Here is a 23,367-nt window from a genome sequence, read left to right on the forward strand (position 1 = left end):
TCTGAGAAACCGGTTTCTCGATCGTAGCCGGGCAACCGCTTCCCGTCAATCGTTCAGCCGATCGCATCAATCCCTGGGTGCAGGTCGTGCGCCGCGCACGACCGGCCGATGGTTCTGGAAAGGTGCGGAATGAGCGCCATTCCGCAAATTTCCAGAACCATCGGCCGGTCCCGGGGGTGGAAGGAGGTCAGGCGTGGGTCGCGGCGCCGAGGCGCCCGACGGCGAGGTCGGCGACGGCGGCCGCGTCGGCCTCGTCGAGCCGCCGGTCCACGACCGCGGCGGCGACCCCGACGTCCAGCGTGGACCCGGCGGGCACGCGCCGGACCCTCTCCCAGGCCAGGGCCGGGCCCAGGCCCACGTAGTCGGCCACGCGCACGAACCACGGGTCGGGCTCCGGCGTCGTCTGGACCAGCACCAGGGTGGTCCAGGCGTCCCCGGCGCGCCGCGTCACCGCCACCCAGGGGGCCGCCAGCCCGTGCACCGCGGCCTCGTCGGGCGCCCCGGGGCCGAAGGAGTGCGCCTCGTCGCCGGACGGCAGCCGCCAGAAGTAGCCCCCGTAGCCGGCCAGCGGGCGCCCGTTGGTGGCCGGGCTGCCGATCGTCAGGTCCCCCGTGCCCGCGCGCAGGGCGCTGTGCCAGTCGAGGGCCCACGCGTCGACCTCCGGCAGCAGCACCGCCGTGAGCCGGCGCTCCTCGGTGAGCTGCTCGTGCCCGTCCTGGTCGACCCAGCGCACCGCCGCGACGAGGGTGCGGTCGTCGTCCGCCGTGCGGGTTCCCGTGACCTCCTGCCTCCCGTGGTTGGCCAGGAGCGTCGACCCCTGCCCGCGCACGTAGGTGCGCCCGCCCCAGTAGCTGGTCCCGTCGACGTCCGCGACCGCCATCGACACCCCGTAGTGGTGCCGGTGGTCGACCGGGCTCGTGTCGGTCATCGCGACGCCGCTCCACGAGTGCACGGGGTGCAGCGACGGGCGGGGGCTGTGCACCCCCGGCATCCCGGTGCCTCGCGACAGCCGGGCCAGCGGACGGTCGTCGCCGAGCCCGAGCATCCAGCCGTCCTGCGCGTCGCGCCACGTGGCGTGGAGGTCTTCCTGCAGCACCTGCGTCCTTCCCGCGAGGCCGGAGGAGGTGACGGCCAGGCGCCGTGCCGGCGGCACGGGGCCGGTGCTGTCGCGCACCACGAGACCGGGCGTGACGACGTCCGGCTCGGGGTCGGCGCGCCCCGGCGCGCCGGTGACGCGGCGGTGCAGCAGCTCCCACGCCCGCCGTCCGAGGTCCGACTGCGGCACGGCCGCCGTGGTGAGCGACGGCGTGGCGTACCGGGACAGCTCGATGTCGTCGAAGCCGCCGATCGAGAGGTCGCCCGGCACCGCGACGCCCACCTCGTTCAGGCGCGCCAGCAGGCCGAAGGCGACCAGGTCGTTGAACGCGACGACGCCGGTCGCACCCGTGGCGAGGACGGCCTCGGCGGACCGGTACCCGGCGTCGACGGACGACCCGCACGGCACCGTCGTGATCCGCAGGCCCGGGTGCCGCTGCCGGGCGTCGTCCAGCGCCCGCGCGCGGGCCGCGTTCGACACGCTGGACCGCGGCCCGGCGGCGTAGACGAGCTCCCGGTGGCCGAGCGCGACCAGGTGGTCAACCATGCCGCGCACCCCGTTCGCGTAGTCGACGACGACGGTCGGGGTGGGCGTGCCCGAGAGCTGCCGGTTGACGAGGACGACCGGCTCGACGCGGGGGAGCAGCTCGCGCAGGGTGTGCTCCGCGGTGCGCGGCGCCGCCAGGATCAGCGCGTCGCAGCGCTGCCGTGCCTCGAGGGCCACCTCGGCCTCGTCCGTGGCGTTCTCGGCCGTCTCTGCCACGAGCACGCGGTAGTCGTGCGGCGCCGCGGCGGCCGTCGCCCCCCGCAGGATCTGCTGGAACATCGGGTTGCCGAGGTCGGGGACCACCAGCGCCACCGTGTTGGTGCGGCCCAGGGACAGGCTGCGGGCGACGCGGCTGGGCCGGTACTCCAGCGCGTCCGCGGTCGCACGGACCCGCTCGGCGATGTCGGTGGCCACCGTCGGGTGGCCGTTCATCACGCGCGAGACCGTCGCGCGCGAGACTCCCGCGGCCTTCGCCACCTGGTCGATGGTGGTGGTCCCGTTCGCCGGGGACGCCATCAGGCGTCCTTGCCGGCGACGGTGACGCGGACGGGACCGAACGTCCCGGCGTCGTCCGCCGTCGTGGCGGCGCCCAGCGGGGCGCTCGCGAACAGGCCGACCTCCGCGCCGATCCAGTGGCCGACCGTGGCGGGCACCGCGGCGAGGTCCTGCCAGGGCTCGTCGCCGTGGGCCCGCCAGGACCACGTGACCTCGCCGTCCGCGTCGACGGCGGCCCGCAGGTCGACGTCGGGCCCCGGCGCGGGTGCCTGGGCGACGGACTCCTCCACGGCCGCGCCGCCGCCCGGGGCGCTGCGGCGGCAGACGACGTCCACGCCGGCGGGCGTCCGCTCCAGGCCGAGCCAGGAGTACTCGCGGCCGAGGACGACCAGGCCGGTCCGCGTCCCCGGCGCCGTGCCGGACAGGGTCGCGCGGGTCGTCCAGGTGCTGGGCTGCCCGGGCAGCTGCTGGCCCAGGACGGCGCCCTGCGCGCGCAGGTCGCCGCGCGCCGTGGCCTGGGCGCGCAGCCGCAGGGTGCCGTCGCCCGGCGCGTCGTACCAGCCGGGCTCGGGGTTGGCCTGCCAGTGCCACCGGGGCGCCAGGCCGGGGGTGTCGAAGGCGTCGCCGCGTGCCGGCTCGCCGGGCTCGGCGCCGGGGACGGGCACGGGGTGCCGCAGGACGGGGGTGCCGCGCCCGACGGCGTCCGCTGTGCTGTCCCGGACGGCGTCGCCGGCCGGCAGCGGGTCGCCGAGGCGCGGCCAGCCGTCGTCGTCCCAGCGCATCGGCTGCAGGTGCACGACGCGGCCGAAGACGCCGCGGTCCTGGAAGTGCAGGAACCAGTCGCCGCCGTCCGGGGCGTCGACCCAGGCGCCCTGGTGGGGCCCGTTGACGGGCGAGCCGCCCTGCTCGAGCACGACCCGGTGCTCGTAGGGCCCCCACACCGAGCGGGACCGGAAGGCCGTCTGCCAGCCGGTGGCGACGCCGCCCGCCGGGGCGAAGATCCAGTACCAGCCGTCGCGCTGGTACAGCTTGGGTCCCTCGAGCGTGCGAAAGCCGGGCAGCTCGTCGCCGTCGATCACCGTGCGCGCCTGGCCGACGACCTCGCGCAGCCCCGGGTCGACCTCCACCAAGGTCAGCCGGTTCTTGATCCCCGCGCGCGACCTCGCCCAGCCGTGCACGAGGTAGGTGCGGCCGTCGTCGTCCCACAGCGGGCACGGGTCGATGAGGCCGCGGCCGGCGATCAGGCACCACGGCTCGGACCACGGCCCCCGGGGGTCGGTGGCGGTGAGCACGAAGATGCCGTGGTCGGGGTCGGGGTAGACGATCCAGAAACGGTCGTCGTGGTGGCGCAGGCTCGGTGCCCAGACGCCCGAGCCGTGCCGCGGCAGCGCGTAGTGCCCGGCCTGGGGGAGCGCCGGCAGCGCGTTCGCCACGTGCTCCCAGGCCACGAGGTCGCGCGAGTGCAGGACCGGCAGGCCGGGCGCGCGGTTGAAGCTCGACGCGATCATCCAGTAGTCGTCGCCGACCCGGACCGCGTCCGGGTCGGGCCAGTCCGCATCGAGGACCGGGTTGGAGTAGTGGGCCATGTCCGCCTTCCGTCGCGTCGCCGGGACAGCTGCGAGAAATAGGTGAGAAACCGGTTCCCGCGATCGTGTACAGCCTAGCAAGCGGTTTCCGGTCGGGGAATCCGTCGCGGGACGGCACGCCCTCGCCGGAACCGGGAGGCCCGCGGCGCGGGCGCACGACGACGCCCCGCCGCCTCGATGAGGCGACGGGGCGTCGGACGGCAGGCGGCGTCGGCGACCGGCCCGCACCGGGGTGTCAGGAGTCCCGGTGTCCTGCTGCGCCGTGGTGCCGGCGCGGCGTCACAGGTGCGGCAGCACGTGCCGCGCGTAGCGTTCGCCCACGGTGCGGGCGGTCTCGCGCGGGTCGGCCGCCCAGATCTCGGAGTTGAAGATCTCCGTCTCGACGTCGCCGTCGTAGCCGGCCTCGGCCACCCAGCGGGTGACGGTGGGGAAGTCGACGTAGCCGTCGCCCACGTGCCCGCGCGAGTTGAGCGGGTCCGCCGCGAGCGGCAGGTTCCAGTCGCACACCTGGTAGCTCGCGATGCGGCTCTCCCGCCCGGCCCGCGCGATCTCGTCCCGCAGCCGGGGGTCCCACCACACGTGGTAGGTGTCGACGACGACGCCGACGACCTCCGGGGCGAACGGCGCGGCCAGGTCGAGGGCCTGCCCGAGGGTGGAGATCACCGCGCGGTCGGCGGCGAACATCGGGTGCAGGGGCTCCAGGACGATCCGCACGCCGTGCTCGGACGCGAAGGGGGCCAGGTCGGCGAGGCGGTCGGCCACGCGGGAGCGCGCCGCGACCAGGTCGCGGTCGCCCGGCCCGGCGTCGGGCCGCGGCCCCTGCCCGGGCTCGCTCAGCGCCGGCAGCCCGCCGACGACGAACACGAGCTCGCGCGTGCCGACGCCCGCGGCCTCCTCGATCGCCCGCCTGTTGTCGTCCAGCGCCGTGGCGATCCCCGCGTCGTCCGCCGTGGTGAGGAACCCGCCGCGGCACAGCGACGAGACGCGCAGCCCGGCGTCCGACACGATCCGGGCGGCCTTCTCGGCGCCGTGCTCAGCCACCTGGTGGCGCCACAGCCCGACCGCTCCCATGCCCGCGCCCGCGGCGGCGTCGACGGCCTCCGTGAGCGTCGCGTGCTTGACCGTCGCGGTGTTGAGGGAGCAGCGGCTCAGGTCGCTCATGAGTCCACCCCGTTCGTCGTGAGGAACGCCCCGAGGCGGCGGGCGGCGAGGCCCGGATCGAGCAGCATGCCGCAGCCGTCGGCGAGGCGCGCGAGCTCCACCAGGTGGGCCGCGGAGCGGCCGGAGTGCAGGCCGCCCACGAGCTGGAAGCCGGGCTGGAACCCGTTCAGCCAGGACAGGAACGCCACGCCCGTCTTGTAGTAGTAGGTCGGCGCGGCGAAGATGTGCCGGCCCAGCCTCTCGGTCGAGGCGAGGATCGCGTGCCCCCGCGCGGCATCGCCGGCGTCGAACGCCTGCAGGGCGGTGGAGGCCGCCGGGTAGATCGCCGCGAAGATGCCGAGCAGGGCGTCGGAGTGCCCCTGCTCGTCGCCCGCGATCAGCTCCGGGTAGTTGAAGTCGTCGCCGGTGTACAGGCGTACCGGGGAGCCGTCGAGCGCCGCGAGCGCGCGGCGCAGGCCGATCTCGTGCCCGGCGTCGAGCAGCGAGACCTTCACCCCGTCGACCCTGTCCTGGTGGGCCTTGATGAGGTCGAGGAAGGTGGCGGTGGCGCTCTCGACGTCGTCCGACCCCCAGTAGCCTGCCAGGGCGGGGTCGAACATCGTCCCGAGCCAGTGCAGGACCACGGGCTTCTCGGCCTCGGTGAGGACGGCGTCGTAGACGCGGGCGTAGTCCTCGGGGGAGCGCGCGACCTTCGCCAGCGCGCGGGAGGCCATGACGATGACCTGGGCGCCCGCGTCCTGGACGACGTGCACCTGCTCCCGGTACGCCTCGATCACGGCGGCCAGGCCGGCCTCGCCCGGCTCGACGGACGCCGGGTCGAGCTGGTCGGTGCCCGCGCCGCACGCGATGCGGGCGCCGACGGACGCGGCCTCGGCCGACGAGCGGCGCACCAGCTCCTGCGTGGCCGCCCAGTCCAGGCCCATGCCCCGCTGGGCGGTGTCCATGGCGTCGGCGACGCCGAGGCCGAAGCGCCAGATCTGGTGCCGGTAGGCGAGCGTGGCGTCCCAGTCGACGACGGCGGGCGCGCCCGGCACGTTCTCGGCGCCGATGCGCGGCACCACGTGCGCGGCGGCGAACGCCACGCGGGAGCCGATCGGCTCGGCGGGGGCCGTCCACGGCCCGGGGGCGTTGAGCTCGCGCACCTCGGTGCCGACGGCGCGGCCGGCGTCGTCGAAGCGCGGCAGGCGGACGGTGACGCCGCTGCCGGTGAGCTCGGGCGCGTGCGCGATGCTGGTCCGGGGGCCGGTCCGGGTGCTGGTCGTGGCGGTCACAGCGAGATCTCCGGGACGTCGAGGCGGCGGCCCTCGGCCGACGAGCGCAGGCCCAGCTCGGCGAGCTGGACGCCGCGGGCGGCGGAGAGCAGGTCGAAGCGGTGGGGGCGCTCGGCGACGACGTCGCGCAGGAACTCCTCCCACTGCAGCTTGAAGCCGTTGTCGAGGTCGCCGTTGGCGGGCACCTCGAGCCACTGGTCGCGGAACGGCTCGGTGACGGGCAGGTCGGGGTTCCACACCGGCTTGGGGGTGTGGGCGCGCTGCTGCGCCACGCACTTGCGCAGGCCGGCGACGGCGGAGCCGTGCGTGCCGTCCACCTGGAACTCGACGAGCTCGTCGCGGTAGACGCGCACCGCCCAGGACGAGTTGATCTGTGCGACGACCGGATCGCCGCCCGGGGTCTCGATGCCGAAGATGCCGTACGCGGCGTCGTCGGCGGTCGCGGCGTACTCGCGGCCCTGCTCGTCCCAGCGGGTGGGGATGTGGGTGGTCGTCTGGGCGTTCACCGTCTTCACGGAGCCGAGGATGCCCTCGAGGACGTAGTTCCAGTGGCAGAACATGTCCGTCGTCATGCCGCCGCCGTCCTCCTTGCGGTAGTTCCACGACGGGCGCTGCGCGTCCTGGTGGTCGCCCTCGAACACCCAGTAGCCGAACTCGCCGCGCAGCGACAGGATGCGGCCGAAGAAGCCCTCGTCCACGAGCCGGCGCAGCTTGACCAGGCCCGGCAGGTACAGCTTGTCGTGCACGACGCCGGCGGTGACGCCCGTGGACTCGCGGAGGCGGGCGAGCTCGATCGCCTCGTCGAGGGTCTCCGCCGTCGGCTTCTCGGTGTAGACGTGCTTGCCGGCCTTCATCGCCTTCGTCAGCGTGGCGGGGCGCAGGTTCGTCATCGCGGCGTCGAACACGATGTCGGTGCCCGGGTCGGTGACGACACCGTCGAGGTCGGTCGTGTACTCGGCGACGTCGTGCTGCTTGGCCAGCTCGCGCAGCTTCTCCTCGTTGCGGCCCACGAGCACGGGCTCGACCTGCACGCGGGTGCCGTCAGGCAGCTCGACGCCGCCGGCCTCGCGGATCGGCAGGATCGAGCGCACGAGGTGCTGGCGGTAGCCCATGCGGCCGGTCACGCCGTTCATCGCGATGCGCAGGGTGCGGGATGTCGTCATGTGTCGCTCCGTCGCGTCGGCCCGGCGTCGGCCGGGGATGTGCGGTCACGCCCGGGCTCGGGGGAGCGGGCGGCTGCGGCCAGCATAGCGGCAAGCGCTTACCGAACGCCACCGGCGGTCCCTCTTGACCGTCTTCGGCCAATCCTGTTTCCTATAGGAAACACGATTCGACGATCGACGGAGATCCCTTGCCCACCGCGGACACCTGGCCCGTCGCGGCCAACATGCTGTCGTTCGGCGCCACGGCTGCCGACGGCACCCCCAACCTCGAGGCGCCCGCCACGTCCTGGCGCGACCAGCTCCGGCAGGTCGCCGACCTCGGGTTCACCGAGGTCGACCCCACCGACGCCTGGCTGTCGGTCGGGGAGATGAGCGACGCCCGCTTCGCCGAGCTGCGGGAGGTGCTCGGCGAGGTGGGTCTCAGCGTCCCGTCCGTCTCGACGACGCGGCGCAGCCTCGTGGACGCCGACCGGGGCGCGGACTACCTGCGCTTCGCGCACGCGATCGTCGACCGGGCGCCGGCCCTGGGAGCCCAGGTCGTGAGCGTCGGCTTCATGCAGGCGCTCACGCCCGCCCAGGAGCGGGCGCTGTGGTTCTGGCTCGCCGAGGGTCATCACGACGACCTGGACGACGCGGGGACCCGGGACCTCGCCGTGCGGCGGGTGCGCGAGCTCGCCGACCACGCCGCGCAGGTCGGCGTCCAGGTCAGCCTCGAGATGTACGAGGACACCTACATCGGCACCCCGGACCTCGCCGTGCGGTTCCTCGAGGACGTCGGGCGCGACAACGTCGGCCTCAACCCCGACCTCGGCAACCTCGTGCGCCTGCACCGGCCGATCGAGGACATCCCGACGATGTTCGAGAAGGTCCTGCCGCACACCAACTTCTGGCACATCAAGAACTACACGCGCGACCACGACCCGGCCACGGGCGCCTACGTCACCCACCCGACGCCGCTGGTCCAGGGCGTCGTCAACTACCGCGCCGTGATCCGGCGGGCGCTCGACCTCGGCTTCGAGGGCGTCTTCGTCTGCGAGCACTACGGGTCGGACAGCCTCGGCGTGGCCGCCCTCAACCGCGACTACATCCGCGGCGTGCTGCGCTCCGCCGGCCGCTGACCCCATCCGCACGGCGCGCACCGCGCGCCACCGTCCGAGCGAAGGTGCTTGAGCCATGACCCACGTGCACAACCGACCCGAGGACTTCGCCCGCGAGGCGCTCGACGGCCTCGTCAAGGCCCACGCCGGCACGCTGCGGCGGGTGCCGGGCGGGGTGGCGCGCGCCGAGGGCACCCGGGCCGGCAAGGTCGCCGTCGTCGTCGGCGGCGGGTCCGGCCACTACCCGGCCTTCGCGGGGCTCGTGGGCGACGGCCTGGCCGACGCCGCCGTGTGCGGCGAGGTGTTCGCCTCCCCGTCCACCCGCCAGGTGCTGGACGTGTGCCACGCGGCCGACGCGGGCGCCGGCATCTGGCTGTCGTTCGGCAACTACGCCGGGGACGTGCTCAACTTCGGCGCCGCCGCGAGCCGGCTGCGCGCGCAGGGCGTGGACGTCACCGTCCGCCTCGTGACCGACGACGTCGCCTCCGCCCCCGCCGACCGCGCCGACGAGCGACGCGGTGTCGCCGGGGACCTGGTCGTCTTCAAGATCGCCGGCGCCGCCGCCGAGGCGGGCGCCGACCTGGCGGAGGTGGACCGCCTGGCGGGGCGCGCGAACGACCGCACCTGCTCCTTCGGGGTCGCCTTCGACGGCTGCACGCTGCCGGGCGCCGACGCGCCGCTGTTCAGCCTGCCCGACGGCACGGCGGGCTGGGGGCTGGGCGTCCACGGCGAGCCGGGGATCGGTGAGGAGCCGCTGCCCCCGGCCGCCGGGCTCGCGGCCGAGCTCGTGGACCGGGTGCTCGCCGAGCGTCCGCAGGACGCCGACGGGCGCGCCGCCGTCCTGCTCAACGGCCTCGGCGCGGTCAAGTACGAGGAGCTCTTCGTGCTGTGGGACAGGGTGCACGACCTGCTCGCCGAGCGCGGCGTGACGCTCGTCGCGCCCCTCGTCGGGGAGTACGTGACCAGCCTCGACATGGCCGGCTGCTCGCTCACCGTGACCTGGTTGGACGACGAGCTGGAGCGGCTGTGGCTCGCCCCGGCCGCCACCCCCGCGTTCCGGCACGGCGGCTGGCGAGCGGCCGCGGCGTCGGCCCCGCCGGAGGCGCGCACCGAGCCCGAGCCCCCTCTCACGGCCGCCGCCACGGAGCCCGGCTCCGAGGCCGCCCGGGTCGTGGCCCGGGCGCTGCACCGGGCGCGGGACGTGCTGCACGCCGCCGAGGACGAGCTCGGCGCGCTCGACGCCGTCGCCGGCGACGGCGACCACGGGCGCGGCATGTGCCGCGGGGCCGACGCCGCGGTCGAGGCGGCGGACGCGGCGCTCGCCGCGGGCGGCGACGCCCCGTCGGTGCTGCGCCGTGCCGCGGACGCCTGGGCCGACCGCGCCGGCGGGACCTCGGGGGCCCTGTGGGGCGTGGGGCTGCTGGCGCTGGCCGACCGGCTCCCCGCCGACGCGGCGCTGACCGGCGGGCACGTCGTCGACGGTGTCCGGGCCGCGTGCGACGAGGTGTGCGCCGTCGGGGGCGCGCGCGTCGGCGACAAGACCCTCGTCGACGCCCTCGCCCCCGCCGTCGAGGCGCTCGACCGGGCGCACCGGGCGGGTGAGCCGCCGACGGACGCCTGGCGCGCCGCGGTCCGGGCCGCCCGCGAGGGCGCGGCCCGCACCCGGGAGACCACGGCGCGCCGCGGACGTTCGCGCGTGCTGGGGGACAAGAGCCTCGGGGTCGCCGACCCGGGGGCGACGTCGCTCGCGCTCCTCCTCGCGGAGGTCGGGGCGGAGCTCGGCGCCGGCACGGACGACGCGGAGGTGGAGGCACGATGACGAGCACGAAGACACCGGACGCGCTGCGGGTCGTGGTCGGCTCGGACGACGCCGGGCTCGACTACAAGGAGGTCCTCCGGGCGGACCTCGAGGCGGACGACCGGGTCGCGTCGGTGACCGACGTCGGCGTGGGCCGCGACGAGCACACCCCCTACCCGTACGTCGGGGCGGCCGCCGCGCGGCTCGTGGCGGCCGGCGAGGCCGACCGGGCCCTGCTCGTGTGCGGGACGGGGCTCGGCGTGGCCATCTCCGCCAACAAGGTGCCCGGCGTGCGCGCCGTCACCGCCCACGACTCGTTCTCCGTCGAGCGCGCGGTGCTGTCGAACGACGCCCAGGTCCTCTGCTTCGGCCAGCGCGTCGTCGGTATCGAGCTCGCCCGGCGCCTGCTGCGCGAGTGGCTCGGCTACCGCTTCGACCCGGCGTCGGCGTCCGCGCCCAAGGTCGCGGCGATCGGCGAGGTCGAGGCGAGCGCCGGGACCGGAGAGACGCCCGAGGCCGCCGGGTCCTGCGGATGACCCGCCGGCCGCTCGTCGCCGTCTCCCTGAAGGCGTACCTCGGCGCCGCCGAGACCGAGCGCTGGCTCGCCCGCGTGCGGGACGCGGCGCCGGGGGAGGACGTCGAGCTCGCCGTCCTGCCGGCGTTCCCCCTGCTGCCCGCGGCCGCGCGGCTCCTGACGGGCACGTCCGTGGCGTGGGGCGCGCAGGACGTCGCGCCCGGGGCGCACGGCGCCCAGACCGGCGAGGTCACCGCCGCGCTGCTCGCCGAGCTCGGGTGCACCCTGGCCGTGGTGGGGCACGCCGAGCGGCGCTCGGCGTTCGGCGAGGACGACGCCGTCGTGCGCGCCAAGGTCGCCCGCCTCGCCGAGGCGGGCGTCACCCCGCTGCTGTGCGTCGGGGAGCGCGAGCAGGTCTCGGCCCACCAGGCCGCGCTCGCGGCGACCGCGCAGCTCGAGAGCGCGCTGCGGGGGAGCGGGGCGTCGAGCGTCGTCGTCGGGTACGAGCCCGTGTGGGCCATCGGCGCACCGCGGCCCGCCGGGGCCGAGCACGTCGTGACCGTGGCGCGGGCCCTGCGCGGGTGGCTCGACGCCCGCGGCATCGACGGTCGCGTGCTCTACGGCGGGGCGGCCGGCCCCGGTACCCTCACGGCCCTCGCCGGCGGCGTGGACGGCGTGTTCCTCGGCCGGTTCGCCCACGACGTCGACACCCTGCGCGAGGTGCTCGACGAGGCCGCGCCCGCACGGCCCCCCGGCGCGGCCGCCGGGCCGTGACCGACGCCCGCCCAGGCCCACCCCCAGCATCACCAGAGAGGACACCACGATGGTCACCAGCATCCGCAGCGTCGCCGTGATCGGCGCCGGCTACATGGGAGGAGGCATCGCGCAGTCCCTCGCGCTCGCCGGCCTGCCCGTCACGATCGCCGACGTCTCCGCCGAGGCGACCGAGGCCGCCCACGAGCGGCTCCTCGCCGAGGCCCAGGAGTTCGAGGACGCCGGCCTGTACGACGCCGGCGCGACCGCGACGATCCGCGCGAACCTGCGCACCGCCGCGTCGATCGAGGACGCCGTCGCCGACGCCGACCTCGTCGAGGAGGTCGTGTTCGAGTCGGTCGAGGTCAAGCACGACGTCCTCGCCCGTATCTCCGCCGCGGCCCGCCCCGACGCGATCATCGGCTCGAACACGTCGACCATCCCGGCCCGCGTCCTCGCGACGGCCGTGACGCACCCCGAGCGCTTCCTCACGGTGCACTTCTCCAACCCGGCGCCCTTCATCCCGGGCGTCGAGCTCGTCCTCGGCGAGCGGACCGACGAGGCCGTCGTCCCCGTCGTCAAGGAGCTCCTGGCGAAGGCGGGCCGCGAGGCCGCCATCGTGGCCGACGTCCCCGGCTTCGTGCTCAACCGGCTGCAGTACGTGCTGCTCAAGGAGGCCATGTCGATCGCCGAGGAGGGCATCGCCTCGCCCGAGGACATCGACACCGTGGTCCGCACGACGTTCGGCTTCCGCCTCGGGTTCTTCGGCCCGTTCGCCATCGCGGACCAGGCCGGCCTCGACGTGTACGCCGGCGGGTTCCGCACCTTCGAGGAGGCCTTCGGCGAGCGGCTGAGCACGCCCGCCCTCATCGCCGACGCCGTGGCGGGCGACCGTCGCGGCGTGAAGAACGGCAAGGGGCTGCTGAAGGACTACACGCCCGAGCAGGTCAAGGCGCTCGTCGCGCACCGCAACAAGGCGTACAGCGAGATGGGGCGCCTCGTCCGCTCGCTCGGCCCCGCCCCGGCCTGACGCCCCGGGCACGCTCCGCCGCCCGGGCACCCCGGGCGCGGGCCGTCCGGGCGGTGGCTACGCGTCCTGGGGCGACGACGGGGCGTCGTGCTCCGCCAGCGACCGCGAGCGCACGCCCTCGATGTGCCGGCGCATGAGCTCCTCCGCGCGCGCCGGCACCCCGGAACGCATGGCCTCCAGGACCGCCCGGTGCTCGCGGACGGCCACCTCCTTGTCGGTCACGCCCGTCCCGGAGAACTGGCGGAAGCGCTGCGCCAGCCCGCCGAGCGCCGCGAAGGCGGCCTGCAGGTACGTGTTGTCCGCGGCCTCGGCCACGAGGGCGTGGAACCGCTCGTCGGCCTCCCAGTAGGCGCGGAACTCCGGGTACGTGGGCCCGTTGGGGGCCGCCTCCAGCGCCGCCACGGCCTGCTCCAGCGCCGCGAGGAACTCGTCGTCGCCGCGCGTGCAGGCGAAGTACGCCGTCGCGGGTTCGACGGCGAGCCGCGCGTCCATGAGGTCCGCCAGCTCCTTCGGCGTCGGCGCGGGGGTGACGAAGTACCCGCGCAGCGCCACCCGCCGCACCATGCCGGTCGACTCCAGGCGGGCGAGCGCCTCGCGCACGGGTGTGGGGGAGACGTCGAGCTCGCGCGCGATGCCGTCGATGTTGAGGCTGCTCCCGGCCGACAGGGTGCCGTCCATGAGCCGCGAGAGCAGCTCGTCGAACACGTGGTCGGCGAGCACCTGCCGTCGGAGGGGGGCGGCGGGCGGAGCGCTGGTCCTGGGCACGCGCCGATTCTATCGGCGCGCGGGTCCGGCGCCCCGGGGGAGCCGTGCACCGGAAGGCGGTTTCCTGGCGCCGGTACGCTGGTGCCCGACGGGCGTGTCCGGAGCGCCGGTCTCGGGCGGGTTCCGGCCGCCCAGGAACTTGGAGGTGGAGGACGTGGCCCGACCGCGGCTGCAGGACGTCGCCGACCGCGCGGGGGTCTCGCTGGCCACCGCGTCCCGCGTGCTCAACGGGTCGTCCCGGCAACCCGGGCCCGAGCTCGTGGACCGCGTGCGCAGCGCTGCCGCCGAGCTGGGCTACGTGGTCAACGCCCAGGCGCAGGCGCTCGCCCGGTCCCGCAGCGGGCTGCTGGGGCTGGTCGTGCACGACATCTCCGACCCGTACTTCTCCTCGATCGCCGCGGGTGCGCAGGCCGCGGCCCGCGAGCACGGCAGCCTGGTGCTCCTGGCGTCGACCGGGCGCGACCCCGAGGTGGAGCGGGAGGCCGTCGCGGCCTTCGCCGCCCACCGGGTCGACGCCCTCGTGGTCGCCGGCACCCGGTGGACGCCCGAGGACGACGAGGCGCTCGCGGGCGCGCTGAGCACCTACGAGGCGGCCGGCGGCCGGTCGGTCATCGTCGGCCAGCCGGTCGGCGACGGACGGGTGGTGCGGCCGCCGAACTCGACGGGCTCACGGGCCCTGGCCGAGGCCCTGCTCGACCAGGGGTGGCGACGGTTCGCCGTCGTCGGCGGGTCGGGCCTCGTCGTGACCTCGCGCGAGCGCACCGACGCCTTCGTCGAGGCCGTGCGCGCGGGGGGCGGGGAGGTCGTCGACGTCGTCGACACGGAGTTCTCCCGCGACGGCGGCCACGCGGCCGGTGAGGAGGTCGCGGCCCTCGCGAGGGCGCACACCGACCCGCCGCTGTGCGTGTTCGCGGTCGCCGACGTCATCGCCATCGGGCTCATCGCCCGGCTGCGTGAGCTGGGCCTCGACGTGCCCCGCGACGTGCGTGTCGCCGGGTTCGACGACATCCCGACCCTGCGTGACCACGTCCCCGCGCTGACCACCGTGCGCATCCCGCTGGAGGAGATGGGCCGGCTCGCGGTCAGCGCGGCGGTGGCCGAGGAGGCGCCCGACGTGGTCGAGGTCGGCTACGACGTCGTGCTGCGGGAGAGCACCGCCGACGCCTGACGACCACGACGAGGGCGAGCGCGACCGCGGTCACACCGCCACCGTCAGCCCCGCCCCGCGGCGCGCCCGGTCGATGGTGCTCGCGTACGCCGAGAGCATCCGCACGTGGCTGAACCGTGGCCGGGCCGCGACGAGCGCCGGGGCGAGCTCCGCGCGGCGCATCGCGGCCTCCGCCCACGCGGCCGCGATCTCGCCCGGGTCGGTGCCCGTGACCAGGCCGATGCCCTCGACCAGGCGGGCGCTGTCGCCCACGGCCGTCGTCACCGGGACGGCGCCGCACATGGCCCCCTCGATGAGGCACAGCGGCGCCGCCTCGCCGAACGAGGACGTCAGCGCCACGACGTCGGACACCGCGAGCACGAGCTCCGGGTCCTGCCGGATCCCGAGCAGGTGCACCCGGGCGAGCAGGTCCGGGCGGTCGCCGAACGTCGCGTCCAGGTCGCGGCGCAGGTCGGCGTTGGCGGCGCTCATCCCCGCGCCGCACATCACCACGTGCCCCGCGCGCGACCCCTCGACGAACCGGCGCGCGGCCGCCAGGAACAGGCGCGGGTCCTTCATCGGGTCGTAGCGGGCGGCGTACGTGACGACGACCGCGTCGGGCGGCAGCCCGCGGGCCCCGCGCAGCGCGAGCCGCCGGGCGCCCGTCACCGGGCGGAACCGTGCGAGGTTCACGCCGTTCGGGATCACGCGCAGCAGGTGCGCCGGGACGCCTGCCGCCCGGTACGCGTCGCTGGTGGACTCGGCGCAGCACACGACTGCCGCGACCCGCCCGGTGCGGGCCGCACGCCGCAGGTGGTCGAGCGCCGGGCCCTGGTGCTCCGGGTCGGAGCGGTGCAGCGCCACGACCACCGGCCGGTCCGGGAACGCGGGGTGGTCGACCAGCCCCAGCGGCTGCTCCTTCAGCGACAGCACGACGTGCGCGGCGCTCGCGCGGCGGGCCGCGGCCTCGGCCTCCGCCTCCGTGACGCCGGCCGAGAGCGGGGTGTCCGCGGGCCGGCCGAGGGAAGCCACGCGGACGCCCGCCGCCAGCAGCGTGCGGTACCGCTGGTCGTCCGCCATCGACTGCAGCGTCGACTCGCGCCGCACCTCGTGGTGGATGCTCAGCACCGAGTGCCGCTGGCGCCCCTGCGCGTGCAGCCCCGCCACCACCGTCGAGTGCACCACCCGGGCGCCACCGCTGAAGAACCCCTCGTACAGGGACAGGACGCGCGTCGCGTCACGCTCCGACATCGGACCACCTCCTGCGGCCAGCGTGCGCGGCCCGGATGTGGTGGCGGTCACCGCCAGGTGACGGTCGTGTGACTTCTGCTCCCGGAGGGCCACGACCCTCCGGATCCCGATCGGGTGTTGATTCCTCCTCTCGCCCCCGCGTTGACTCGCCTCGACGTACCGCAGCCCCGGAAGGAGGGCCGATGGGAGCCCCGCCGAACCTCGTGATCGTGATGGCCGACCAGCTCCGCGCGGCGGCGGTCGGCACGGCGGCCGACCCGGCCGCCACGGACCCCGTCGCGACGCCGCGGCTGGACCGGCTGGCCGCGACCGGGTGCCGCGTGACCCACGCGGTGAGCAGCTACCCGGTCTGCAGCCCGCACCGCGCGATGTTCCTCACCGGCCGTCCGCCCGCCGAGAACGGGGTCACGCTCAACGTGAACTCCGAGACGGCGGCGGACGGCGTCGGGCTGCGCGACGGGCTCCCGACGTGGGCGAGCGTGCTGCGCGACCACGGCTATCGCACGGGGTACGTGGGCAAGTGGCACCTCGAGCCGCCGGTGGCGGCCGACGAGCACCACGGCGAGGGACGCCGCGACGACGGCAAGGTGTGGGACGCGTGGTCGCCGCCGGAGCGGCGCTTCGGCTTCGACTTCTGGCACGCCTACGGCGCGGCCGACCGGCACCTCGCGCCCCACTACTGGGTCGGGGACGCCGCCCGGTCCGAGCGGCTCGACGTCGACCGGTGGTCGGCCGAGCACGAGGTGGACGTCGCGATCGACTTCGTGACGCGGGCCGCGGGCGCGGCGGAGCCGTTCGCGCTGATGGTCTCGCTGAACCCGCCGCACCAGCCGTTCGACCAGGTGCCGGAGCGCTACCGCGCCCGCTACGCCGCACGGGCCGCGGACGAGCTGCTGGCCCGTCCGAACGTGCCCCGCGGCACGCCCGTGGCCGACGAGGCGGTGGCGATCGCCCGCGACTACTTCGCCGCCGTCACCGGGGTCGACGACCAGGTCGGTCGGCTGGTCGACGCGCTCGCGGACGCCGGGACCGGCCGGGACACGATCGTCGTGCTCACCTCCGACCACGGCATGCAGCTCGGCAGCCACGGCCTGCTGTACAAGAACGTGCCGTACGAGGAGTCGATGCGCGTCCCGCTGGTGCTGCACTGCCCCGGCCGGATCCCCGCCGGCCCGTCCAGCGAGCTCGTCGGCTCCCTCGACGTCGCGCCGACCCTCCTCGGTCTCGCCGGGCTCTCCGCGGCGGTCCCCGCCGCCATGCGTGGGGCGGACCGCTCGGCGGCGCTCACCGGCCGCGGTGCCCCCACGGCGGACCCGGCCGCCGTCTACTACCGCTACGCCTCGCGCAGCGACCCCACGGCGGCGCGCGGGCTGCGCACCCGGAACCACAAGCTCGTCGCGACCTGGCACCCCGGCCGCGACCTCGCCGTGGACTTCTACGACCTCGTCGCCGACCCGTACGAGCGGAGCAGCGACCCCGGCCACCCCGCGGTCAGGGTCCTCGCGCGCCGGCTGCTGACCCGGCTGGCCGACGACGGCGACGACTGGCCAGGTGTCGCCGCGCTCCGCCGCGCCCTCGACGTCGCTGCCTGAGTGCCCGCCGGGCGGGCTCTCAGTCCGTCAGGCGGGGTCGCCCACGAACCCGTCCCAGGCGGGCGGGGCGAAGGCGCCCAGCGGGTCGTCGCCGAGCGGGGCGACCTGCCCCGCGCCGAACACCGGCAGCGCCGCGCCGTCCGCCGCGGGGTCGGCATGCTCGGCGAACCAGCGGTGCAGGCGGCGTCGGAGCCCTGCCACCTCCGCCGAACGCCCCGGGTCGTCCACGAGGTTCACACGTTCCCCCGGGTCGGCGGTGAGGTCGTAGAGCTCGTGCGGCCCGAACGGGTGCCGGTGGACGTACTTGCGGTCGCGGGTACGGATCATCCGCACCGGCCCGTACTCGTTCTGCACGACGACGTCCCGCGCGGCCGCGGGCGCGGTCCCGCGCAGGAGCCCCGCGACGCTCCGCCCCGGGCCGCGCTCGAACGGGGCCGCGTCGAGCCCGACCAGGTCCAGCAGCGTGGCCGGCAGGTCGTACGCCGAGACCAGGTCGTCGTGGACCGCGCCGGCGGCGATCCCCGGCCCGCGGACGAGGAACGGCACCATCACCGACTCGTCGTACATGTTCTGCGGGAAGGTGCCGTTGCCCTTGCCCCAGATGCCGTGGTGCCCGCAGCTGAACCCGTTGTCGCTCGTGAAGACGACGACCGTGTCGTCCGCCAGGCCGTGGTGGTCGAGGCGCGCGAGGATCCTGCCGATCGCCGCGTCCATCGCGGTCACGGCCGCGAAGTAGCCCACGAGGGCCTCTCGGGCGTCCGCCTCGCCGCCGATCGGGACGCCGTCCACGGTCGGCTGCCACGGGTGGGACTCGTCCTGCGGGCACGACGCGAACGCGCAGTCGCGGTACGGCTCGGTGTACTCGGCGGGGTGCTGTCCGGCGAACGGCTTGTGGGGCGCCGTGAAGTTCACGGCCAGGAAGAACGGGTCGTCGCGCCCGGCCGCGTCGTCGAGGAAGCCCGCCGCGTCGTCGGCGATCACGTCGGTGAGGTAGCCGTCCACCCGCTCGGGGACGCCGTCGCGGTGCATCAACGCTCCGCGGTACGGGCTGCCGCCGCCGTCGAGGGCGAACCAGTGCACGAACCCGGCACGGGGCACGTCGCTCGCCCCGAGATGCCACTTGCCGGACATGCCCAGGCGGTAGCCGGCCTCGGCGAGGGCGTCGGGGAACGTCAGGACGCCGGCGAGGTAGTCGGTGCTCGCCGGGCCGGAGTGCGCGCCGTCGAGGTAGTCGTGCACCCCGTGCGCGGACGGGATGCGGCCGGAGAGCAGGCTGGCCCGGGCCGGCGAGCACACGGGGGACGCGCAGAAGAAGCGGTCGAGCCGGGTGCCGCCGTCCGCGAGAGCGTCGAGCACGGGCGTGCGGATCTCCGGGTTGCCCGCGCAGCCCAGCGCCCAGGGCCCCTGGTCGTCGCTCACGATCATCAGCAGGTTCGGTCGGGAACCCGGTCCGGTGCGGCTCCCGCTCATCGCGGGGAGCTCCCTACCGGGGAGCGCTCGGGCACGCGCCGCGCGGCGCCCCCCGCCGCCGACCGGTAGCTCTCCACGACGAGCTCGACCACGTGCCGGGCGTGCGCGAGCGGCACCGAGGGCTCGGCGCCGTCGGCGACCGCCAGGAAGTCGGCGAGCTGGGCCGTGAACGCCCGCTGGATGTCGCCCTCCTCGGGCTCTCGCACGACCCGTCGCCGCCCGTCGACCTGCACCGCGACGCCCGTCCTCGGGCCGGCCTCCAGGACCCCGCGCTCGCCCACGACGGCGAGGCGGTCGACCCTGGTCGGGGGGTCGCTCACGACCGCGATCGACGCCCCGACGCCCGAGTCCAGACGCAGGGAGATCACCCCGTCGGTCTCCACGGCCGAGCCGAAGCGGTGTGCGGTCGAGGCGGAGATCTCGACGGCGCGGCCGCCGCCGAACCACAGCGTCCGGTCGAGGCAGTGCCCGCCGATGTTCATGAGCGCGCCCCCGCCGGACACCTCGGGCGAGAAGAACCAGTCCGGGCGCGTGCCCGGCCGGTAGTCCGTGCTCCGGTGGTCGCGGACCATGACGACCCGGCCCAGACCGCCCGAGGCGACGAGGTCGTGGGCGGCGACCTTGTCGGGGAAGAAGTGCTGGATGTGCCCGATCGCGAGCGACACGCCGGCGTCCGCGCACCCCGCGAGCATGGTCTCGCAGTCCGCCACCGTCGTGGCCATCGGCTTCTCCACGAGCACGTGCAGACCGCGGTCGGCGGCGTCGAGCGCCATGGGCAGGTGCAGCGCGTGCGGGGTGTTCACGATCACGCCGTCGACCAGGCCGCTGTCGAGCATGGCGCGGTGGTCGGTGAACACCGCGGCGCCCGGGGCGAGGGCGGCGGCGCGCCGCGCCGCCGCCTCGTCGAGGTCGCAGACGGCGGTGAGCGCGGTGCCGTCCAGCACCTCCGCGGCGGTCGCGTGGAACCCGGCGACGGCGCCCGCGCCGATCAGTCCGATACGCATGGTCCTCCTTCGTGCGATGGCGCCCCGCCGGTGCCGCACGAGCGGCGCACGACGATGCGGGGGCGGAGCCGGATCTGGTGCAGCGGGCAGTCGTCCCGCTCCACGAGCCGCCGCGCGAGCACGTCGGCAGCCATGCGGCCGACCCGGTACTTGGGCGGCGAGACGGCCGTGAGCGGGACCTCCGCGAGGTCGGCGGTCTCGTCGTCGTAGGAGACCAGCGCCATGTCGTCCGGCACGGAGAGCCCCGCGCGGCGGATCGCGCCTTGGAGCAGGGTCGCCTCGCGGTCGCCGAAGACGAGAGCCGCCGTCGCCTCGAAGTCGCGCAGCCGCGCCCACGCGGCCTCGGCGGAGTCGGCCGACCAGGCCTCCTTGACCTGGGCGAACTCGAGGTCGACGGCCAGCCCCAGATCGGCGACGGCGTGCCGGTAGCCGAGCACCACCGCCGGCGCCGTGGGGCCGTGGTCGCGGGTGAGCAGCGCGACCCGGCGATGGCCGAGGGCGGCCAGGTGGCGGACAGCGTCGTAGGCGCCGCCCTGGTGGTCGGAGCAGACGTGCTCCGTGCGGTCGCCCGGCCCGGCGTCGATGAGGCTGCGCTCGAGGAGCACGACCGGGACCGGCAGGTCCATGAGCTGCTGCGCCCGCCCGGCCGGGTCCTCGATGGTCGTCAGGGTCGGCACCAGCAGGAGGCCGTCGACCCCGGCGTCCAGCAGGAACTCGATGCTGCCGTCCTCGAGGGACGGGTCGTACCGGTAGGTCGACAGGTGCAGAGAGGCGCCGGCCGCGGACAGGCCCTCCTCGATCCCCTGGAGCACCCGCGGGTAGTACAGCTGCGTGTCCGGCAGGAGGACGCCCACGCGCCGGCGCGCCCGCTCCTCGCGCGGACGGCGCGCCGCGACGAAGCTGCCCGCGCCCTGCCTGCGGACGACGAGGTCCTGCGCGACGAGCTCGTCGAAGGCGCGACGCACGGTCGTGAGCGAGAGCCCGGTCTCGGCGGCGAGGTGCTGCTCGGTCGGGAGCTTCTGTCCCGCGGTCCACGTGCCCGCGATGATCCCGCGCTTGAGCTCGTCCGCCAGTGCCTCGAACTTCAGCGCCTTGGTCTCGGTGTCTCGGACCGCGCCCTCTCTCCTGCCCGCCATCCGCACCCCTTTCTCCTGTCTCTCACTGCTGATTCTGTTGCCTGCGAAGAGAGGAATAAAGAAGTACTTCCCGGATCGGTGCCCGGGCGCGGGCGATGGGTCCCGCACGTCAGGGGAATCCGCAGGAAATGGGGTCGGGATTACTCCTTGAATGCTCACTTTCGGCCTTGTGAGAGTGGCGCCACTCGAGGGGCCGAAGGTGCCGCTCTCGGCAGGAAGGTGAACCGATGGCGAAGATCCGAACGCTCGCCGCGCTCGTCGCGGGCGGTGCGCTCGCCGTCTCGGCGGGCGGGTGCGCGGGCCCGGGCGAGGGCTCGAACGACTCCCTGACGTACTGGTCGATGTGGAAGGAGGGCGAGGCGCAGCAGAAGGTCCTCGCCCGCGCCATCGCCGACTTCGAGGAGGACACCGGCATCACGGTGGACGTGCAGTGGCAGGGGCGGGACAACGTCAAGAAGGTCGTGCCCACGCTCAACACGCACACCGTGCCAGACCTCGTCGACGGCTCGTTCGCGAAGCTCGCCCCCGTCCTCGCGGAGACCGGGCAGGCGAAGGCGCTGACCGAGGCGTACGCGGCCGAGGTCGACGGGACCACGGCCTCCGAGCTGATCCCGAGCACCTACCTCGACGCCGAGGAGCTGTCCGTCGAGGGCGCCGACGCGCCCTGGATGCTGCCCTACTCGCTCACCAGCAACGCGATCTGGTTCAACGCCACCGACCATCCCGAGCTCGTGGACGCCCCGCCCACCACCTGGGAGGAGTTCATCGACACCCTCGACGACCTCAGGGCGTCCGGACAGGCGCCGCTCGCTGTCGACGGCGACGTCGCCGGGTACAACGCGTACTGGTACACGATGGCGATGGTGCGCCTCGGCGGGCCCGGGGCGCTCAAGGAGATCGCCTCCGACGAGACGGGCGCGGCGTGGGACGCGCCCGAGGCGCTCGAGGCCGCCGAGCTCGTCCAGCAGCTCGTCGACGGGGACTACTTCGTCGACGGCTACAACGCGAGCAAGTGGCCGGCGCAGCAGCAGGCCTGGGCCGACAACGAGTCCGCGCTGCTGTTCAACGGCAGCTGGATCCCGACCGAGACCGCCTCGTACGCGGCGGACGGCTTCGAGTACTCCTCGTTCCCCTTCCCCCGGGTCGGCGACGGGGAGATGGCCCAGCGTGCCGACTTCATCGGGTTCACCGTGCCGGGCAAGGCGGCGAACGCGGACGCCGCGCAGCAGCTCGCCGCGTACGTCCTCGGCAAGGAGTACCAGGACGCCCTCGGCACCGAGGCGCGGGTCCTCCCGGTCCGGTCCGACGCCGCCGTGAGTCCCGACCTGAGCACCGTCAAGGACGCGCTCGACGCCGCCGACGGGTACTACCGGCAGAACGACGGCATCACCTTCCCCGGCTACACCGAGAAGCTCCTGTGGCCGACCCTCGACAAGCTCGTGCTCGGGGAGATCTCCGCCCAGGAGTTCGTCGACCTCATGAAGGCCGGGCAGGCCGACTACTGGGAGCAGAGCTCATGACCCCGACGGCCCTCGCCGCGCGCCCCGCGGCCGAGGACGGCACCGCGGCCCCGGCGCCGCCCGCGCGGCGACACGGCAACGCCGTCGACCGGGGGCGCCGGCGGCTCCTCGTCCCGTTCGTCGGCCCGGCGTTCCTCCTGTACACGGTGCTCTTCGTCGGGCCCGCCGTGTACGCGGTGTGGATCAGCCTCCACGAGTGGGCGGGCGCCGGTCCCATGAAGCTCGTCGGCCTCGGGAACTACCGTCGCCTCTTCTCGGACGACCTGTTCCTGAGGTCGTTCGGCAACACGCTGCTCCTGCTGTTCGTCGTCGGCGCGGCCATCTTCGTGATCGCCTTCGGGCTCACGCTCGTGCTGCGCGACATGGTGGGCCGCAAGGTCGCCCGGTCGGTCATCTTCTTCCCGCACCTGGTGAACGCGATGATCTTCGGGGTGCTGGCCGGCTTCGTCTTCAACCCGGGCGGGCTCGTCAACACGCTGCTCGGCGGGCTCGGCGTCGAGGAACCGCCCGCCTGGCTGGCGCAGGACAACCTGTTCCCCCTGATCATGGTGATGATGACCTGGATCACCACCGGGTACTTCACCACGATCCTCATGGCCGGCGTCGACCGGATCCCGCGGTACTACTACGAGGACTGCGCGCTCGCCGGGGCGAACGCGCTCCAGCGACTCCGCTACCTGATCCTCCCGCTCACCTGGGACGTGTTCGGCACCTGCGCCGTCCTGTGGACCATCTCGTCGGTGAAGATCTTCGAGATCGTCTGGGTCTTCGGCGGCTCGACCGGCCAGGGCATCCCGCCCACGCAGACCTGGACCACCGCCGTCTACACCTTCGTGACCGCGTTCTCCGGCGAGTCGGTGCCCGCCTACGGCGCCGCGACAGCCTCCGCCGTGCTGTCGCTCGCCGTCGTGTCCGTGCTCGTGCTGCTGCTCCGCCGCGTGATGAAGCGCGACGCGGTCGAGTTCTGAGGAG

19 protein-coding genes are annotated in these 23,367 nt (G+C 75.0%); 9 read left to right on the plus strand and 10 right to left on the minus strand.

Annotation, left to right across the window (positions count from 1 at the left end; translation table 11 throughout):
- Window positions 1–187: 187 nt before the first annotated feature.
- The 5 genes from EYB28_RS04695 to EYB28_RS04715 form a co-directional block, all read right to left on the minus strand.
- Complete coding sequence (locus EYB28_RS04695; RefSeq protein WP_166845275.1) at window positions 188–2,158, minus strand: DUF6807 family protein; 1,971 nt, start codon at window positions 2,156–2,158, stop codon at window positions 188–190.
- A complete protein-coding gene (locus EYB28_RS04700) occupies window positions 2,158–3,723 on the minus strand; it encodes a glycoside hydrolase 43 family protein (RefSeq protein WP_166845277.1) in 1,566 nt (521 codons plus the stop codon). The genes EYB28_RS04695 and EYB28_RS04700 overlap by 1 nt, the downstream gene beginning before the upstream one ends.
- Window positions 3,724–4,002: 279 nt before the next feature.
- Window positions 4,003–4,884, minus strand: a complete 882-nt coding sequence (locus EYB28_RS04705) for a sugar phosphate isomerase/epimerase (RefSeq protein ID WP_166845279.1) — start codon at window positions 4,882–4,884, stop codon at window positions 4,003–4,005.
- The gene (locus EYB28_RS04710; protein ID WP_166851686.1) at window positions 4,881–6,068 is read right to left on the minus strand and encodes a dihydrodipicolinate synthase family protein; all 1,188 of its coding nucleotides are present in this window, start codon (window positions 6,066–6,068) and stop codon (window positions 4,881–4,883) included. Before EYB28_RS04710 ends, EYB28_RS04705 begins: the two co-directional genes overlap by 4 nt.
- A gap of 83 nt (window positions 6,069–6,151) precedes the next feature.
- Window positions 6,152–7,318, minus strand: coding sequence for a Gfo/Idh/MocA family protein (locus EYB28_RS04715; protein WP_166845281.1), 1,167 nt, complete (start codon window positions 7,316–7,318; stop codon window positions 6,152–6,154).
- Between the two features lie 188 nt (window positions 7,319–7,506).
- Between EYB28_RS04715 and EYB28_RS04720 the strand changes: the two genes are divergently transcribed.
- The 5 genes from EYB28_RS04720 to EYB28_RS04740 are packed head-to-tail and all read left to right on the plus strand — an operon-like array spanning window position 7,507 to window position 12,510.
- Window positions 7,507–8,436: a sugar phosphate isomerase/epimerase gene (locus EYB28_RS04720; protein ID WP_166845283.1), complete on the plus strand. Its 930-nt coding sequence runs from the start codon at window positions 7,507–7,509 to the stop codon at window positions 8,434–8,436.
- Window positions 8,437–8,491: 55 nt separating this feature from the next.
- Window positions 8,492–10,234 (plus strand): dihydroxyacetone kinase family protein, encoded by a 1,743-nt coding sequence (locus tag EYB28_RS04725; protein WP_166845285.1) that lies wholly within the window; start codon window positions 8,492–8,494, stop codon window positions 10,232–10,234.
- Window positions 10,231–10,749, plus strand: a complete 519-nt coding sequence (locus tag EYB28_RS04730) for a ribose-5-phosphate isomerase (protein ID WP_166845287.1) — start codon at window positions 10,231–10,233, stop codon at window positions 10,747–10,749. The genes EYB28_RS04725 and EYB28_RS04730 overlap by 4 nt, the downstream gene beginning before the upstream one ends.
- The gene (locus tag EYB28_RS04735) at window positions 10,746–11,501 is read left to right on the plus strand and encodes a triose-phosphate isomerase family protein (protein WP_166845289.1); all 756 of its coding nucleotides are present in this window, start codon (window positions 10,746–10,748) and stop codon (window positions 11,499–11,501) included. Before EYB28_RS04730 ends, EYB28_RS04735 begins: the two co-directional genes overlap by 4 nt.
- Before the next feature lie 49 nt (window positions 11,502–11,550).
- Window positions 11,551–12,510, plus strand: a complete 960-nt coding sequence (locus EYB28_RS04740; RefSeq protein WP_166845291.1) for a 3-hydroxyacyl-CoA dehydrogenase family protein — start codon at window positions 11,551–11,553, stop codon at window positions 12,508–12,510.
- Between the two features lie 57 nt (window positions 12,511–12,567).
- On the opposite strand, the gene EYB28_RS04745 is transcribed toward EYB28_RS04740, so the two are convergent.
- Complete coding sequence (locus EYB28_RS04745) at window positions 12,568–13,275, minus strand: GntR family transcriptional regulator (RefSeq protein ID WP_240930387.1); 708 nt, start codon at window positions 13,273–13,275, stop codon at window positions 12,568–12,570.
- 154 nt (window positions 13,276–13,429) lie between these two features.
- Here EYB28_RS04745 and EYB28_RS04750 point away from each other — a divergent pair, with 154 nt between their 5' ends.
- Window positions 13,430–14,443 carry a LacI family DNA-binding transcriptional regulator gene (locus EYB28_RS04750; protein WP_166845293.1) on the plus strand — a complete coding sequence of 338 codons (1,014 nt, stop codon included), beginning with the start codon at window positions 13,430–13,432 and terminating at the stop codon, window positions 14,441–14,443.
- A 30-nt stretch (window positions 14,444–14,473) separates the two neighbouring features.
- On the opposite strand, the gene EYB28_RS04755 is transcribed toward EYB28_RS04750, so the two are convergent.
- Window positions 14,474–15,673, minus strand: a complete 1,200-nt coding sequence (locus tag EYB28_RS04755; RefSeq protein ID WP_166845295.1) for a glycosyltransferase — start codon at window positions 15,671–15,673, stop codon at window positions 14,474–14,476.
- Window positions 15,674–15,855: 182 nt separating this feature from the next.
- Here EYB28_RS04755 and EYB28_RS04760 point away from each other — a divergent pair, with 182 nt between their 5' ends.
- The gene (locus EYB28_RS04760; RefSeq protein ID WP_166845297.1) at window positions 15,856–17,265 is read left to right on the plus strand and encodes a sulfatase; all 1,410 of its coding nucleotides are present in this window, start codon (window positions 15,856–15,858) and stop codon (window positions 17,263–17,265) included.
- A 27-nt stretch (window positions 17,266–17,292) separates the two neighbouring features.
- Here the strand turns inward: EYB28_RS04760 and EYB28_RS04765 are convergent, their stop codons facing one another.
- Genes EYB28_RS04765 through EYB28_RS04775 form a run of 3 tightly spaced genes read right to left on the minus strand, consistent with a single transcriptional unit; the run spans window position 17,293 to window position 20,875 of the window.
- Window positions 17,293–18,735: a sulfatase-like hydrolase/transferase gene (locus EYB28_RS04765; RefSeq protein WP_166845299.1), complete on the minus strand. Its 1,443-nt coding sequence runs from the start codon at window positions 18,733–18,735 to the stop codon at window positions 17,293–17,295.
- Window positions 18,732–19,739, minus strand: a complete 1,008-nt coding sequence (locus EYB28_RS04770) for a Gfo/Idh/MocA family protein (protein WP_166845301.1) — start codon at window positions 19,737–19,739, stop codon at window positions 18,732–18,734. Before EYB28_RS04770 ends, EYB28_RS04765 begins: the two co-directional genes overlap by 4 nt.
- Window positions 19,724–20,875 carry a substrate-binding domain-containing protein gene (locus tag EYB28_RS04775; RefSeq protein WP_166845303.1) on the minus strand — a complete coding sequence of 384 codons (1,152 nt, stop codon included), beginning with the start codon at window positions 20,873–20,875 and terminating at the stop codon, window positions 19,724–19,726. Before EYB28_RS04775 ends, EYB28_RS04770 begins: the two co-directional genes overlap by 16 nt.
- A gap of 227 nt (window positions 20,876–21,102) precedes the next feature.
- Between EYB28_RS04775 and EYB28_RS04780 the strand changes: the two genes are divergently transcribed.
- Window positions 21,103–22,395 (plus strand): ABC transporter substrate-binding protein, encoded by a 1,293-nt coding sequence (locus tag EYB28_RS04780; protein WP_166845305.1) that lies wholly within the window; start codon window positions 21,103–21,105, stop codon window positions 22,393–22,395.
- On the plus strand, window positions 22,392–23,363 hold the full coding sequence (locus tag EYB28_RS04785; protein ID WP_166845307.1) for a carbohydrate ABC transporter permease: 972 nt from the start codon (window positions 22,392–22,394) through the stop codon (window positions 23,361–23,363). The genes EYB28_RS04780 and EYB28_RS04785 overlap by 4 nt, the downstream gene beginning before the upstream one ends.
- The last annotated feature ends 4 nt before the right edge of the window (window positions 23,364–23,367 follow it).

The sequence above is a fragment of the Isoptericola sp. BMS4 genome, from assembly GCF_011634835.1.
Taxonomy (GTDB): domain Bacteria; phylum Actinomycetota; class Actinomycetes; order Actinomycetales; family Cellulomonadaceae; genus Isoptericola.

Bases quoted from the DNA above. Each gene is read 5' to 3' on its own strand.
- EYB28_RS04715 (WP_166845281.1), bottom strand. From the start codon at position 7,318: ATGACGACATCCCGCACCCTGCGCATCGCGATGAACGGCGTGACCGGC.
- EYB28_RS04785 (WP_166845307.1), top strand. From the start codon at position 22,392: ATGACCCCGACGGCCCTCGCCGCGCGCCCCGCGGCCGAGGACGGCACC.
- EYB28_RS04755 (WP_166845295.1), bottom strand. From the start codon at position 15,673: ATGTCGGAGCGTGACGCGACGCGCGTCCTGTCCCTGTACGAGGGGTTC.
- EYB28_RS04725 (WP_166845285.1), top strand. From the start codon at position 8,492: ATGACCCACGTGCACAACCGACCCGAGGACTTCGCCCGCGAGGCGCTC.
- EYB28_RS04780 (WP_166845305.1), top strand. From the start codon at position 21,103: ATGGCGAAGATCCGAACGCTCGCCGCGCTCGTCGCGGGCGGTGCGCTC.
- EYB28_RS04765 (WP_166845299.1), bottom strand. From the start codon at position 18,735: ATGAGCGGGAGCCGCACCGGACCGGGTTCCCGACCGAACCTGCTGATG.
- EYB28_RS04735 (WP_166845289.1), top strand. From the start codon at position 10,746: ATGACCCGCCGGCCGCTCGTCGCCGTCTCCCTGAAGGCGTACCTCGGC.
- EYB28_RS04705 (WP_166845279.1), bottom strand. From the start codon at position 4,884: ATGAGCGACCTGAGCCGCTGCTCCCTCAACACCGCGACGGTCAAGCAC.
- EYB28_RS04760 (WP_166845297.1), top strand. From the start codon at position 15,856: ATGGGAGCCCCGCCGAACCTCGTGATCGTGATGGCCGACCAGCTCCGC.
- EYB28_RS04700 (WP_166845277.1), bottom strand. From the start codon at position 3,723: ATGGCCCACTACTCCAACCCGGTCCTCGATGCGGACTGGCCCGACCCG.
- EYB28_RS04775 (WP_166845303.1), bottom strand. From the start codon at position 20,875: ATGGCGGGCAGGAGAGAGGGCGCGGTCCGAGACACCGAGACCAAGGCG.
- EYB28_RS04695 (WP_166845275.1), bottom strand. From the start codon at position 2,158: ATGGCGTCCCCGGCGAACGGGACCACCACCATCGACCAGGTGGCGAAG.
- EYB28_RS04730 (WP_166845287.1), top strand. From the start codon at position 10,231: ATGACGAGCACGAAGACACCGGACGCGCTGCGGGTCGTGGTCGGCTCG.
- EYB28_RS04740 (WP_166845291.1), top strand. From the start codon at position 11,551: ATGGTCACCAGCATCCGCAGCGTCGCCGTGATCGGCGCCGGCTACATG.
- EYB28_RS04770 (WP_166845301.1), bottom strand. From the start codon at position 19,739: ATGCGTATCGGACTGATCGGCGCGGGCGCCGTCGCCGGGTTCCACGCG.